Consider the following 13,095-nt stretch of genomic DNA (forward strand, 5'->3'; position numbering starts at 1 on the left):
CCGGCGATCGCGCCAGCCCCGTGGGACATGACGAACGGGAGCGCAGGATTTTTCAGAAGACATGCTTTTTCGTGAGCTTTCAGCGGCCGCCGACGAACACGAGATAGGGCGTGATCCGGTGCACGGAGCCGCCATAGGGCCGCACGACTGCGCCGAGCGCCTCGACGGGCCGCGACAGGTCGTAGATGCCGGTGACTCGCTGCTCGGCGAGCGTGCCGTCGAGCGTCAGGATCAGCCCGCGGTGGTGATCGGCGAGCCTCGCCACAACATCGGCGATCGTCTCGTTGTCGGCGACGAGGCGCCGCTCGCGCCAGCCGGCGACATCCCCCGGCGCGCGCTGGCGCCGCCGCTCGCTGCCGGAGGTGCGGTCGACGGCGACCTCCTCGCCCGCCGCGATTTCGCTCGCGCCACCCGGTCGATCGAGGCGCACGCGGCCTTCGGCAACGGCGGCGCTCAGCCAGCGCGGGCCGATCTCCACCGAGAAGGCGGTGCCGACGGCCGTCACGTGAACGTCCTTGGCCGACACGACAAACGGCCGAGCGGCGTCAGGGCGCACATCGAAGAAGGCGGCGCCGGCCAAGAGGCGGATGTGTCGCTCCTGCCCCGAGAAATCGACGTCGACGGCGCTGCGGGCGTCGAGGATGAGGCGGGAGCCGTCCGGCAGCGCGACATCGCGGATCTCGGCCGTGCCGGTCGCATGGTCCGCAGCGCTCCGGCTCAGAAGTTCATGGCCGGCGGCGAGGAGGAAACCGACGACGATCGCGGCTGCGACTGCGGCCGCCCAGCGCGGAACAGCGCGGCGGCGCGGCGGCGGGCACTGACCCGCCGGAGCGGCGGCGACGGGCCCCTGTCGCGGGTCCGGTTTCGGGACCGTACTGTCGAGCGGCGCCTCACGCAAACCGGCGAGCGCGCCGGTGAGCTGCCAGGTGCGCTCGGCGCGGCGCCAGGCGCGGGCGTTCTCGTCGCTCTCGGCGATCCACGCGTCGCGCGCCCGGCGCAGCGCCTGATCGGCGGGGGCATTCTCGATGGCGAGGAGCCAGTCGAGCGCCTCATCGAGAACCGGGTCTTCCCCCTTGTCGCGCGCTCCCGCCATGTCCCGTCGCTTCCTGCGGCGTCCGGTCGTCCCGGCCCTGCTTATCTCCTTAGAGACGTTCCGAGGAGGGGATTTTTTCAGTTCGGAACCGGATTTCGCTCAATCGTCGCCGAGCCGGCGAGCACAATGGGCGAGCGCGTCGCGTACGAGGCGGTGGGCTCCCGCGACGGAAAGGCCGAGCCTGTCGGCGATGACCTGCAGCGTCAGGCCGTCGAAGCGGTGCATGGTGAAGGCACGTTGCGTCGTCTCGGGCAGTTCCGCCAGTGCTTCGGCGAGCCGGCGCAGTTCGTCACGGTAGAGCACCTCGTCCTCGGGCGAGGGCGTGTCGGCAGCGAGCGGCTCGGCCGTGCCGGCGTCCTCCCGCACCTCGGCGCCGAGGCGCCGCACCCAGTCCACGGCGAGATTGCGCACGATGCGATAGAGATAGGCCACGGGCTGCAACACCTTTTCGTCCCGTGCGACCTGGACGAAGCGCAAATAGGCCTCCTGCACCACATCCTCCGCCCGCGCCCGGCAGCCAACGATCGGCGCGGCATAGTTGATGAGCGCCGGGCGGTGCATGAGATAGAGGATGAGTGTGTCGGAATCGGGCCGCATGCCGCTTTTCGCCACATCTTGCAAGTAGTGAATCGTGTATAAACACGGTGCGCAGCGCCATCAATGGAAAATTATTGGAAGTCCTCTATGAAACGATGACGTATATTTGGTTTATAATAGTTATAAACTGAAATATGAATTCTCTCACGACGCTATCGGGTCCGGTAACGTCTTGGTCGCCCTCAGGCCGATCGAGCGGCGGGCGCCCAGCGCATCGATCCCAAATGGGCGAAGAGAGGATCGTGGCCTGCGTCCTATGCGGCCAGCCGCCGTCTCGGATGGGCGGCGTCCTCGACCTCACCGAGGCGGCGCAACAACCTGCACGAAACGCATCATTCTCAAGCTCAGCATCAATCGACAAGCCGGTCTCGTCCTGCTCTACATGCTCACCGTGCCGCCCTTCAGGCGGGGAGGCGGAGAGCCGACCGCCTTCCCCAAGGGACCCGCTGCACGACAGGAGATGCAGGCGATGAGCAACCGCACGATGCCTCATCCGCGGACGGTCATCGCGGCGGCGCTCGCGATGCTCGGCGGGGCGGCCGGTGCCGTCGCTGCGGGCACCCCCGTCCTGCAACTGCCGCTCGCCTGCGATATCGGCCGCAACTGCTTCATCCAAACCTATGTCGATGCCGATCCATCCCCTTTAGCCCGGGACTACATGTGCGGGGCCCGCGCGCAGGACGGTCACAACGGCACCGATTTCCGCCTGCCGAGCATGGCCGCGCAGCGCGACGGCGTCGACGTCCTCGCCGCTGCCGACGGGCGCGTCCTGCGGCAGCGCGACGGCATGGCCGACGTGCCGGTCGCGGGCAGCGACCATTCGGCCGTGCAGAACACGGAATGCGGCAACGGCCTCGTCATCGACCACGGCGGGGGGTGGGAGACGCAATACTGCCACCTCGCCAAGGGGAGCCTGCGGCTGAAGCCGGGCGAGATGGTGAAGGCGGGGCAGCCGGTCGGGCGCGTCGGCCTTTCCGGCCTCAGCCAGTATCCGCACGTCCATTTCACGGTGCGCCATGGCGGCCGGATCATCGATCCCTTCGCCCACGATGCCCCGCCCGGTTCCTGCGGCGCGGGCGCGAGCCTGTGGGCGCCGGCACTGCAGCCGGGCCTCGCCTATCGACCGCGCGCGATCATCAACCACGGATTTGCCTCGGGCCCGGTGACGATGCAGATGGTCGAGGAAGCCCGCACCGGGCAGGCCCCGGACGGCGCCGATGCCGCCGCGCTCGTGGCCTATATCCGCGCGATCGGGCTTCAGGCAGGCGACATCCAGCTTCTGACCGTCAAGGACCCATCGGGGCATGTCATCGCCGAGAACCGGGCCAAGCCGATGGAGCGCAACCAGGCGCAGACACTGCTGTATGCGGGCAGGAAGCGGCCCCAGGACGGCTGGCGGCCAGGGCTCTATCAGGCGAGCTACCGCGTGATGCGCGACGGCATCGTGGTGCTGGAGCAGGATTTTTCTGTGGGGCTGGGCAAGCAGCCCTGAAACATGCCGGCGATGCCCAGCCGCGGCGGGCGAGCGTCAGGACCTCTTGTCCTTGAGCATGAAGCGCAGGATCAGTTCGACCACGTGCCGGCGCATCGTCTCCTGGCCTTCGGTACTGTAGAGCCGGCCGCCGAAGATCCGCGAGAAAGTCGCGCGATTGGACACGTTGAAGAAGCTGAGCGCGCTGATCTGCCAGTGCAGTTCGAGCGGCTCGACATCATCGCGGAACAGTCCGGCCTCGCGCCCGCGACGGCAGATCAATTCCAGCTTCTCGATGGCGCCCGCATTCAGCCGCCCGATCAGGTCCGAGCGCTCGAGATAGGCGCCGTGATGGATGTTCTCGATCATTACTAGCCGGATGAAATCGGGGTTCTGGCTGTGATGGTCGAAGGTAAATTCGACGAGCCGCGTGAGCGCCTCGACCGGTGGCAGGTGGTCGAGATCGAGCTTGCGCTCCCCTTCGCGGACCTTTCGGTAGGCCTCCTCGAGCACACGGCGGTAGAGACCTTCCTTGTCGCCGAAGTAGTAGTAGATCATGCGCTTGGACGTTCGGGTCTTGGCGGCGATCTCGTCGATGCGCGCGCCTGACAGGCCGTTGTCGGCAAACTCCGACATGGCGACCGCGAGGATGTTCGATTGCACGCCGGCTGGGTCCTGCTTCCAGCCACCGCGACCGGTGGCCTTCCCGGTATCCGATCCTGCCTCGTCCATCGCCTGAATCGCCCTGCATCCACTCAGTCTTTCTATATGAATTATCCGGATCGTTCAAAACGCTTGCCAGAATTAACCAGATGGTTCAAAGTTGGCTTCGGGGGCGAACGAGAAACGAGACAACGGGGCCCCGCGGAGGAGGCGATCTCTTGGATGGGACGACAACCACGGCCGAAACGGGACGGGGAGGGGAGCGGTCCCAGCGGGCCGTGTTGGTCGGCCTGCTCGGCCGCGGCATCCAGCTGTCCCGCACGCCGGCCATGCACGAAGCCGAGGGGCGTGCGCAGGGCCTCGCCTATGTCTATCGTCTGTTCGACACGGAACTGATGGGCAACCGCGCCCCGCCGATCGCCGAGATCATCCGCTTCGCCGAATTCTTCGGCTTCTCCGGCTTCAATGTCACGTTTCCCTACAAGCAGGAGATTCTGCCGCTGCTCGACGGGCTGTCGCAGGCGGCGCGCCGGATCGGCGCTGTCAATACCGTCGTGCTCAAGGCCGGAAAGCGCTTCGGACACAACACGGACGTCTGGGGCTTTCGCGAGAGCTTTCGCGCGGGGATGGCGGGTGCCACCTGCGACCGCGTACTTCTGCTCGGGGCCGGGGGCGCCGGCGCGGCCGTGGCGCATGCGCTGCTCGACTGCGGCGTCGAACGGCTCGCCATTGCCGACGTCGAGCCCGAGAGGGCCGGGACACTCGTCCAGAACCTGGAGGCCGGCTTCGGCGCCGGCCGGGCGGTGGTCGTCCATGACCTGCCCAAGGCCGCGAAGGCGGCGCAGGGGATCGTCAACGCCACCCCGGTCGGCATGGCGAAACTGCCCGGTATGCCCATCCCGGCCGACTGCATCGAGGCGCGCCACTGGGTCGCCGACATCGTCTATTTCCCGCTCGAGACGGAACTGCTGCGCGCGGCCCGCCGCAAGGGCTGCCGCACCCTCTCGGGCGAAGGCATGGCGGTCTTCCAGGCCGTCCGCGCCTTCGAACTGTTCACGGGCATCGCGCCCGACGCCGACCGGATGAAGGCCGCCTTCGCGGCATTCACACACGAGCCTGCGGAATAGCGGGCCAGTTTCGGAAAGAAGAACAGGGAGGAATTCAAATGAAACTGCATGCCACACGCCGCCAGTTCCTCATCGGGACGGGCATTCTCGCAGCCTCCTCGGCCGTCCCGGCGCTCGCGCAAGACAAGCCGAAGCTTCGCTTCTCAGCCGTCTTTTCCGAGCAGGACATCCGCGCCGAGATGATGAAGAAGTTCGCCGACGCGATCGCCGGCGACTTCGCGTTCGAGGGCTATTACGGTGGCAACCTGTTCAAGCAGGGCACCGAGCTCGTGGCGCTGCAGCGCGGCAACCTCGAGATGGGCAACATCGCCCCGCAGGACATCTCCAACCAGATCCCCGCCTGGTCGATCCTGACCGCCGGCTACCTCTTCCGCGACGCCGCGCATCTCAAGGCCTTCTTCGCCAGCGATGCCGGCGCCGAGATGAAGAAGATGACCGAGGACCAGCTCGGCGTGAGGGTGTTGGGCCCGACCTATTTCGGCGTGCGCCAGGTCGGCCTCAGGGTCGACAGGGAGATCAAGACGCCGGCCGACATGGCGGGGATCAAGCTGCGCATGCCCGGCGGCGACGCCTGGCAGTTCCTGGGCCGCGCGCTCGGCGCCAACCCGACGCCGATGGCCTATGCCGAGGTCTATACCGGCCTGCAGACAGGCGCCATCGACGGCCAGGACAATCCGCTGCCGAACGTCGAGAACATGAAATTCTATGAGGTGATGAAGCAGATCGTGCTGACCTCTCACCTCGTCGGCTTCGACCTCCTGACCGTATCCAAGAAAGTCTGGGACGGGATGGATGCCGACCGACAGGCGCGGTTCCAGGCGGCGGCGGACGCGGCGATCGACTTCTCGACCGAGAAGCACCTCGCCCGCGAGAGCGAGCTCGCCGAACGGTTCAAAGCGGCCGGGCTGAAGATCTACGAGCCCGACGTCGAGGCCTTCCGCAGCCATGTGCAGCAGCAGTATCTTGCGTCGGACCTCGCGGCGAGCTGGCCCGCGGGCATGGTCGACAAGATCAACGCCCTCTGAGAACGTCACGCGGCGTACCGCCGCCCACGAGGGGCCGGCGGTACGTCCACGGGAGACAAGCCGATGCGGCACGGTGCGCGGCTCCTGGCGGGCTGGCTCTATCGACGCGGCGAGAACCTCGTCGTCGTCATGATCGGCGTGATGTTCGCCGCCTTTCTGCTCCAGGTGATCTTTCGCTATCTCCTGCAATGGCCGACCGGCTGGAGCAACGAACTCACCGTGGTCCTCTGGATCTGGGTTGTCCTGTTTGGGGCCGCCTTCGTGGTGCGCGAGGAGGAGGAAATCCGGTTTGACCTCATCTACGGCGCGGTCCGCCCCCGCGTGCGCCGCGTGATGACGGTGATGGCCGCGGCCGCGCTCCTCGTGCTCTACGGCTGGTCGCTTCCCGCCGTCTACGATTACGTAAGCTTCATGAAGGTGCAGAGGACCGCCTATCTGAAGATCCGTTTCGACTGGCTGTTCTCGATCTACGTCATCTTCGTCGTCGCCGTCCTCGCCCGCTACCTGTGGCTCGGCTGGCACGCTCTCACGGGTCGGGAGCCGGACGAAACCGATCCTGCCAAGGCGGGCCCCACCACATGATCGTCATCGACCCATTCTGGCTGGCACTGGCCTCGATCTGCGTGCTGGCGCTCATCGGTCTGCCGATCGGCCATGCGATGATCGCATCCTCGATCCTCTATCTGTGGCTCGCCGGACTCGACATGGGCACGGCGGCCGAGCAGATCCTCAACGGCCTCTATACCGGATACCTCCTGCTCGCCGTGCCGATGTTCATCCTCGCCGCCGAAATCATGAACGCGGGGACGATGACGCAGCGGCTGCTCCATTTCTGCAATGCCGTCGTCGGCCGCTTCCGCGGCGGCCTTGCCCAGGTCAACGTGCTGCAATCCCTCATCTTCGCGGGCATGTCCGGCTCGGCGATCGCCGATGCGGCCGGCACGGGCAAGATGATGCAGCAGCTCATGACGAAGGACGACAGATATCCCGCGAGCTATGCCGCCGCGCTGACGGCAGCCACCGCCGTGATCGCGCCGATCATCCCGCCCTCCATTCCGCTCGTCATCTATGCGCTCGTCTCGGACGCCTCGGTCGGCTTCCTGTTCCTCGCAGGCATCACGCCCGGGATCATGCTGGCGCTCGCGCAGATGACCATCGTGGCCATCGACGCACGCCGCAAGAACTTCCCCGTCGAGAAGCCTGTTCCGCTACACCGGTTGCCCGGCCTCACGCTGCGGGCCCTGCCGGCACTCATGCTGCCGGTGGTTCTGCTCGTCGGCATCCGGGGCGGCGTGATGACGCCGACAGAGGCGGCGGCCGTGGCGGCAGGCTATGCGCTCCTCATCTCCGTCGCGATCTACCAGAGCGTCACGCCCGGGCAGCTCTATCGCGCGCTCCTCAGCAGCGGGCGCACCACCGCCTCGATCGGCATGCTGCTGGCCGGCGCGATGGTGTTCAACTACGTCGTCACCGTCGAGAACATTCCGCAATCGCTGTCTGCCCTGCTGCTCGGCTGGAATCTCACGCCGACGCAGTTCCTCCTCCTCGTCAACGTGCTGCTTCTTCTCCTGGGCTGCGTGCTCGAGGGCACCACGATCCTGCTCGTCATCGTGCCGGTGCTGATCCCCGCGGCGCGGGCCCTCGGCATCGACATGGTGCATTTCGGCGTGGTGGTCGTCCTCAACATCATGCTCGGGCTGATCACGCCGCCCTACGGGCTGCTGCTCTTCATCATGACCCGCATCGCTGAGGTGCCGCTGCGCGATATCGTCCTCAACGTCCTGCCTTTCCTGTTCGCCATGCTCGGCGCGCTCGCCATCGTCACGCTGGTGCCAGGCACCGTCCTGTGGCTGCCGCGCCTGCTCGGATACGGGGGATGACCGTGAAGCCGATCTTCGTTCTCAACGGGCCCAACCTCAACCGGCTTGGCACGCGCGAGCCGCACGTCTACGGCACGACGACCTTGGCCGAGATCGAGGCGATGTGCCGGCAGGCGGCCGGCGACACGCCCCTGCGCTTCCACCAGACGAATGCCGAGCACCAGCTCGTCGACTGGGTGCACGAGGCGATCGACGGGGGAGCGGGCATCCTCATCAATCCGGCAGGGCTGAGCTTCCGCTCCATCCCGCTGCTCGACGCCCTGAAGATGTTCCCCGGGCCGATCGTCGAAATCCACATCTCGAACATCCATCGGCGCGAGGAGATCTATCACCACTCGCTTGTGTCCAGGGCCGCCACGGCCGTCATCGCCGGGCTCGGGCCGCGCGGCTACGTCCACGGCATCCGTGCCCTGATCGAGATGATCGATGGAGGATCGCCATGAAGACATCCATCGCCACGGTCTCGATCAGCGGCGACCTGCGGGAGAAGCTGGCAGCAATCGCCGCGGCCGGGTTCGACGGGGTCGAGATCTTCGAGCAGGACTTTCTCGCCTTCGACGGGACGCCGGCGGAGGTCGGCCGCATGGTGCGCGACCACGGTCTCGCGATCACGCTCTTCCAGCCCTTCCGCGACTTCGAGGGCCTGCCCGAGCCGCAGCGCAGCCGCGCGTTCGACCGGGCCGAGCGCAAGTTCGACCTCATGCAGGAGCTCGGCACGGACCTGATGCTGGTCTGCTCCAATGTCTCGCCGGCAGCGCTCGGCGGCATCGACCGGGCCGCCGCCGACTTCCGCGAGCTCGGCGAGCGGGCGGGCAAGCGCGGCCTGCGCGTCGGCTACGAGGCGCTCGCCTGGGGCCGCCACATCGGCGACCACCGCGATGCGTGGGAGATCGTGCGCCGCGCGGACCACCCGGCGATCGGCCTCATCCTCGATTCCTTCCACACGCTGGCCCGCGGCATCGACGTCGACACCATCCGCGCCATTCCCGGCGACCGCATCTTCATCGTGCAGCTCGCCGACGCGCCGAAGATGACGATGGACCTGCTCTCCTGGAGCCGGCACTACCGCAACATGCCCGGCCAGGGCGACCTCCCGGTCGTCGATTTCATGCGCGCGGTGGCGGCGACGGGCTATGTCGGGCCGCTCTCACTGGAGATCTTCAACGACCAGTTCCGCGGCGGCTCGCCCCGGTCGATCGCGGTCGACGGCCGGCGCTCGCTCGTCAACCTCATGGACCAGGTCCGCCGGTCCGAGCCGGCCATCGCGATCGACGTGCCGGCGATGCCGGAGCCGGTGCGGGTGGAAGGCGTCGCCTTCGTCGAATTCGCGGCGAACGAAGAGGAAGCGGGCGCCCTCGGCTCTCTGCTCATGACGATGGGTTTTGCCCCGCACGCCAGGCACCGCAACAAGGAGGTCGTGCTGTGGCGGCAGGGCACAGCCGGCGATGGCATCAACATCGTCATTAATACCGAACACGAGGGCTTTGCCCACTCGTCCTATCTGGTGCACGGCACCAACGCCTATGCCTTCGGCATCAAGGTCGGGGACGCCGACGCCACGGTGGCCCGCGCCCGCGCGCTCGGCGCCGAACCCTTCGAGCAGAAGCACGGGCCCGGAGAACTGGCGATCCCGGCCATCCGGGGAGTCGGCGGCGGCGTTATCTATTTCATCGACGACCGCACCAATCACGTCTGGGACATTGAGTTCGAGCCTCTGCCGCAGGCCCCACAGACGGGGCAGGCGGTGGGACTCGTCGGGATCGATCATGTCGCCCAGACGATGAACTACGAGGAGATGCTGACCTGGATCCTGTTCTACACGGCGATCTTCCGCATGGAGAAATCGCCGATGGTGGACGTGGTCGATCCCGGTGGACTTGTGCGCAGCCAAGTGGTCGCGAGCACCGACGGGGCCGTCCGGCTGACGCTCAACGGCGCCGAGAACCACAAGACCCTCGCCGGGCATTTCATCGCCGAAAGCTTCGGCTCGTCGGTGCAGCACCTCGCCTTCCGCACGGATGACATCTTCGCGAGTGCGGCGGCCATGGCAGAACGTGGCTTTCGGGCACTGGAAATCTCGCCCAACTACTACGACGATCTCGCGGCCCGCTTCGGCATCCAGCCGGAGCTGCTCGACCAGCTGCGCACCCACAACATTCTCTACGACCGCGACGACGGCGGTGAATATTTCCAGGTCTACAGCACCAACTACAGCGAGGGCTTCTTTTTCGAGATCGTCGAGCGCCGCGGCGGCTATCGTGGATACGGCGCCGCCAATGCACCCTTCCGCATAGCAGCGCAGAAGCGGCAGCTGCGGCCGCCGGGGCTGCCCCGGAGCTGACGCCCGTCATCCATGGCTATGGGACCCGCGAGGATCGGCTGATCGGGACTTTTCCGATGGAACACGTCAGCGTCATGGCCCGTGACGCGCATCAGGATGCCGCCGGAGCCATTCCGCGACACCAGGCGTCGCCGCCCCGGACCGACCCGAAATGCCCGGCTCACGCTTTTGCGGGCTGCTGCGTCTGATGAGGTGCCGTGCCATCCGCGACCGGCACCTCGCGCAGCCTTTGGACGTCCTCCGCACTGGAACGAAATGTCCGGCCGGGCGTTTCCCTCGTGCCGAAGGGACGCAAAGCGACCCGACAGCACTGGACCAGACTTACAAAGAAAGGGCCGAGCGGCCATAGCAAACACATGGTGACAAGCATAAAATAATCAACAATGACCTATTTACTTGAGCATGGTTCTTTTGGAATGAGAACGATTATCAATAGCTCATTTCAGTCTAATCATTATTGCATCGTGACAGGAAACCCGGGGCTGGCTGCGGCAAAGGAAAACGCGATATGCTTCGCCGGACCCTATTTCTGATCATCATGGCCTTCGCTCTGACCGTGGGCGCCGGAGCCGCCTTCGCCCAGCAGGAACGGTTTGCGCTCGTCATCGGCCAGGCCGATTATCCGAGCGGCCGCCTGCCGACCACCCTCAATGACGCCGGCCTCGTGGCCCAGACCTTGCGAACCGCCGGCTTCGACGTGTCGGGGGGGCGCTGACCTGAAGGGCGACGACCTGCGCCATGCCATGCGGGCGTTCCTGGACAAGGTCCAGGGAGCGGGCCGGGATGCGGCTATCGTCGTTTATTTGGCGGGACAGGCGCTGCAGCTTGAGGGAGAGAACTATTTCCTGCCCGTCGATGCGCGGCTGAGCAACGACAGCGATGTTCCGCTCGAGGGCTTCAGGATCTCGGATCTGCTTCGCTCGCTGGCGGGCGCCTCGGCCGGCGTACGCATCGTGATCCTCGACGCCGCCCGCCCCCATCCGGAGCTTGGCGGGCAGCCGATCGCGCCAGGTCTCGCCATCATCGACCCCCCGCAGGGGTTCGCCATTGCCTACTCCGCGGCGCCCAACTCGGTCGCGCCGGAAGGGCAGGGCCCCTACGGCCCCTATGCCACGGCGCTCGCCGAAATGATGCAGCAGCCCGGCCTGCCGATCGATGTGCTCTTCGGGCGGGTGCGGCTGCGCGTGCACGAGGAGACGGGCGGCCGGCAGACGCCCTGGGACAGCGTCAATATCGGCGATGCCAATTTCTTCTTCTTTGAGCCCGAGCCGGGATCGGCGCCGGTGGCCGGCCCGCCGCCGCGCCGTTCGATCGCGCGGCTTCCGGCTCCGGAAGCCTATGTCTATGCCATCGAGGAGGACACCATTCCGGTCTACCAGGAGTTCCTGCGTATCTATCCGCGGGATCCGATGGCCCGGCGCGTGCGTGTCATCCTTGCCGAGCGGCGCGAAGCGCTGATCTGGCGCCGCACCCTCCTCACGGATTCGCCGGAAGCATACTGGACCTACCTGCACCGCTATCCGCGCGGGCCGCATGCCGTGGACAGCCGCCGCCGCCTTTCGAGGCTGTCGGTCGCGCTCGAGCCGCCGCGCCGGTTCGACATCATCGAATATGACGACCTGCCGCCACGGCTGCCGGACGAGTTCGAGGATTATGCCGAGATCTACGAGATCCGCGACCTGCCGCCGCCGCCACCGCTCCCCGTCGCCATCCTGCCGCCGCGGCCGACCGAATTCGAGCGCCTGCCGCCGCCTCCGCCACCGCCGACAGCCGGCTTCCTGCCGATCCCCACCGAAGTACCCCTGCCGAGCGCAGCGCGGCGGCGGCCGGAAGGCGTTTTCCGTCCGGCACTGGATCCGCAACGGGTCATCGACGTTCAGGTGCCGCGAACCGCGCCTGCGCCGGCGGCGCCCGAAGGCGCGCGCCCGGACACCGATCAGCCACCGCCCCCGACCCCGCCTGCCCCGCAGCGCACGGCCCCACAGGGCGACCGGGCGCCGCAGCCGGCCGATGATGCCCGGCCCGGCTCACCCGCGCCCGCCCAGCCAGGCGAGGCGCCCCGCCAGCGCCGCGCTCCGGGTGAACCGCCTGTACCGGACCGGGACGCGGCGCCGCCCGCATCCGCGCCGGGCCACCTGCGCGACCCGGAAAGGGCTCCTGCCGATCAGGTCCGGCCACGGCGAGAGCGAACGCCTCGACCGGCAGATCGCGAAGCGCCGCGGCAGCGCCGCGCGCCGGGCGAACTGCCGGTGCCGGGCGAGGGCGCGACGCCACCCGCGCCGGTACCCGTGCCCGACCAGCTTCGCGGCCAGCGGACGGAGCCCAGCGACGAGGCTCGGCCGCAAAGGAGAACTCGGCCCGCCGAGCGCCAGGCCCCAGCGCAACGCAGCACGCCGGAAAGGTCGTCGAGGCCGGGGCGAGACGCCGCCCCGCCTGAGCGCCCGCCCGCTGCGGGCGCTCCCGGTCGGCAGACGGCGCCGAGCGAAATTCAGCCGCGGCAACCGGCGAGGCAGGCGCCCGCCGGCACCCGTCCCCGACGCGAGCCCGCGCCTTCAGAGACCGCTCCCCCGGTACGCATGCCGCAGCCGTCCGTTCGCGAGGCGCCGCCCCGACAAGAACGATCAGGGCCGGTGCAGCCGCAACGTCCATCCGGTTTCGATGGGCGCGCACCGGTCATGCCTGACGCACGGCCGGGTCGCGCAGAACAGCCCCGCGCCCCCGCCGCCATGCCGCGTCCAGAACGGCCCGCGCCCGAACAGCCGCGCATGCAGGCACCCCGTCAGCAGCCGTCCGGTCCAGCGGCGGAGCGCGGCCCGCGCGGACCTGGCCGGCGCGGCTGCCCAGAAGGCGCGGACTGCCCGCAACCATAGATGCGTGGTGAATCGACGCCCGGTCCAG

12 protein-coding genes are annotated in these 13,095 nt (G+C 67.6%); 9 read left to right on the forward strand and 3 right to left on the reverse strand.

What is annotated here, in order from left to right:
- Positions 1–79: 79 nt before the first annotated feature.
- Together P2T65_RS03965 and P2T65_RS03970 are read right to left on the reverse strand one after the other, a co-directional pair.
- Positions 80–1,093, reverse strand: coding sequence for a FecR domain-containing protein (locus P2T65_RS03965; RefSeq protein ID WP_276199244.1), 1,014 nt, complete (start codon positions 1,091–1,093; stop codon positions 80–82).
- Between the two features lie 99 nt (positions 1,094–1,192).
- Positions 1,193–1,690 (reverse strand): sigma-70 family RNA polymerase sigma factor, encoded by a 498-nt coding sequence (locus P2T65_RS03970; RefSeq protein ID WP_276199245.1) that lies wholly within the window; start codon positions 1,688–1,690, stop codon positions 1,193–1,195.
- Positions 1,691–2,159: 469 nt separating this feature from the next.
- On the opposite strand from P2T65_RS03970, the gene P2T65_RS03975 reads away from it, so the two are divergent.
- Positions 2,160–3,182, forward strand: a complete 1,023-nt coding sequence (locus P2T65_RS03975) for a M23 family metallopeptidase (RefSeq protein WP_276199246.1) — start codon at positions 2,160–2,162, stop codon at positions 3,180–3,182.
- A 36-nt stretch (positions 3,183–3,218) separates the two neighbouring features.
- Here the strand turns inward: P2T65_RS03975 and P2T65_RS03980 are convergent, their stop codons facing one another.
- Entirely contained in the window at positions 3,219–3,893 is a 675-nt protein-coding gene (locus tag P2T65_RS03980) for a TetR/AcrR family transcriptional regulator (RefSeq protein WP_055458878.1), read from the reverse strand.
- Between the two features lie 209 nt (positions 3,894–4,102).
- Here P2T65_RS03980 and P2T65_RS03985 point away from each other — a divergent pair, with 209 nt between their 5' ends.
- The 8 genes from P2T65_RS03985 to P2T65_RS04020 all read left to right on the forward strand — a co-directional run bounded on the left by P2T65_RS03985 (position 4,103) and on the right by P2T65_RS04020 (position 13,067).
- Positions 4,103–4,951: a shikimate dehydrogenase gene (locus P2T65_RS03985; RefSeq protein ID WP_276199395.1), complete on the forward strand. Its 849-nt coding sequence runs from the start codon at positions 4,103–4,105 to the stop codon at positions 4,949–4,951.
- Positions 4,952–4,989: 38 nt separating this feature from the next.
- A complete protein-coding gene (dctP, locus tag P2T65_RS03990; protein WP_276199247.1) occupies positions 4,990–5,976 on the forward strand; it encodes a TRAP transporter substrate-binding protein DctP in 987 nt (328 codons plus the stop codon).
- A 63-nt stretch (positions 5,977–6,039) separates the two neighbouring features.
- Positions 6,040–6,558: a TRAP transporter small permease subunit gene (locus P2T65_RS03995; protein WP_276199248.1), complete on the forward strand. Its 519-nt coding sequence runs from the start codon at positions 6,040–6,042 to the stop codon at positions 6,556–6,558.
- Complete coding sequence (locus P2T65_RS04000; protein WP_071924563.1) at positions 6,555–7,856, forward strand: TRAP transporter large permease; 1,302 nt, start codon at positions 6,555–6,557, stop codon at positions 7,854–7,856. The genes P2T65_RS03995 and P2T65_RS04000 overlap by 4 nt, the downstream gene beginning before the upstream one ends.
- Complete coding sequence (locus tag P2T65_RS04005; RefSeq protein ID WP_276199249.1) at positions 7,853–8,299, forward strand: type II 3-dehydroquinate dehydratase; 447 nt, start codon at positions 7,853–7,855, stop codon at positions 8,297–8,299. The genes P2T65_RS04000 and P2T65_RS04005 overlap by 4 nt, the downstream gene beginning before the upstream one ends.
- Positions 8,296–10,197, forward strand: coding sequence for a bifunctional sugar phosphate isomerase/epimerase/4-hydroxyphenylpyruvate dioxygenase family protein (locus P2T65_RS04010; RefSeq protein ID WP_276199250.1), 1,902 nt, complete (start codon positions 8,296–8,298; stop codon positions 10,195–10,197). The genes P2T65_RS04005 and P2T65_RS04010 overlap by 4 nt, the downstream gene beginning before the upstream one ends.
- 508 nt (positions 10,198–10,705) lie before the next feature.
- The gene (locus tag P2T65_RS04015; protein WP_276199251.1) at positions 10,706–10,912 is read left to right on the forward strand and encodes a caspase family protein; all 207 of its coding nucleotides are present in this window, start codon (positions 10,706–10,708) and stop codon (positions 10,910–10,912) included.
- Positions 10,913–10,940: 28 nt separating this feature from the next.
- On the forward strand, positions 10,941–13,067 hold the full coding sequence (locus tag P2T65_RS04020; RefSeq protein WP_276199252.1) for a caspase family protein: 2,127 nt from the start codon (positions 10,941–10,943) through the stop codon (positions 13,065–13,067).
- The last annotated feature ends 28 nt before the right edge of the window (positions 13,068–13,095 follow it).

The sequence above is a fragment of the Chelatococcus sp. XZ-Ab1 genome, from assembly GCF_029309855.1.
In the GTDB taxonomy this organism is placed as follows: Bacteria; Pseudomonadota; Alphaproteobacteria; order Rhizobiales; family Beijerinckiaceae; genus Chelatococcus_A; species Chelatococcus_A sambhunathii.

What these genes read in the sequence shown, in the direction of transcription:
- P2T65_RS03970 (WP_276199245.1), bottom strand. Translation starts at nt 1,690, where the DNA reads ATGCGGCCCGATTCCGACACACTCATCCTCTATCTCATGCACCGCCCG.
- P2T65_RS04005 (WP_276199249.1), top strand. Translation starts at nt 7,853, where the DNA reads ATGACCGTGAAGCCGATCTTCGTTCTCAACGGGCCCAACCTCAACCGG.
- P2T65_RS03975 (WP_276199246.1), top strand. Translation starts at nt 2,160, where the DNA reads ATGAGCAACCGCACGATGCCTCATCCGCGGACGGTCATCGCGGCGGCG.
- P2T65_RS03965 (WP_276199244.1), bottom strand. Translation starts at nt 1,093, where the DNA reads ATGGCGGGAGCGCGCGACAAGGGGGAAGACCCGGTTCTCGATGAGGCG.
- P2T65_RS03980 (WP_055458878.1), bottom strand. Translation starts at nt 3,893, where the DNA reads ATGGACGAGGCAGGATCGGATACCGGGAAGGCCACCGGTCGCGGTGGC.
- P2T65_RS04010 (WP_276199250.1), top strand. Translation starts at nt 8,296, where the DNA reads ATGAAGACATCCATCGCCACGGTCTCGATCAGCGGCGACCTGCGGGAG.
- P2T65_RS04020 (WP_276199252.1), top strand. Translation starts at nt 10,941, where the DNA reads ATGCGGGCGTTCCTGGACAAGGTCCAGGGAGCGGGCCGGGATGCGGCT.
- P2T65_RS04015 (WP_276199251.1), top strand. Translation starts at nt 10,706, where the DNA reads ATGCTTCGCCGGACCCTATTTCTGATCATCATGGCCTTCGCTCTGACC.
- P2T65_RS04000 (WP_071924563.1), top strand. Translation starts at nt 6,555, where the DNA reads ATGATCGTCATCGACCCATTCTGGCTGGCACTGGCCTCGATCTGCGTG.
- P2T65_RS03995 (WP_276199248.1), top strand. Translation starts at nt 6,040, where the DNA reads ATGCGGCACGGTGCGCGGCTCCTGGCGGGCTGGCTCTATCGACGCGGC.
- dctP (WP_276199247.1), top strand. Translation starts at nt 4,990, where the DNA reads ATGAAACTGCATGCCACACGCCGCCAGTTCCTCATCGGGACGGGCATT.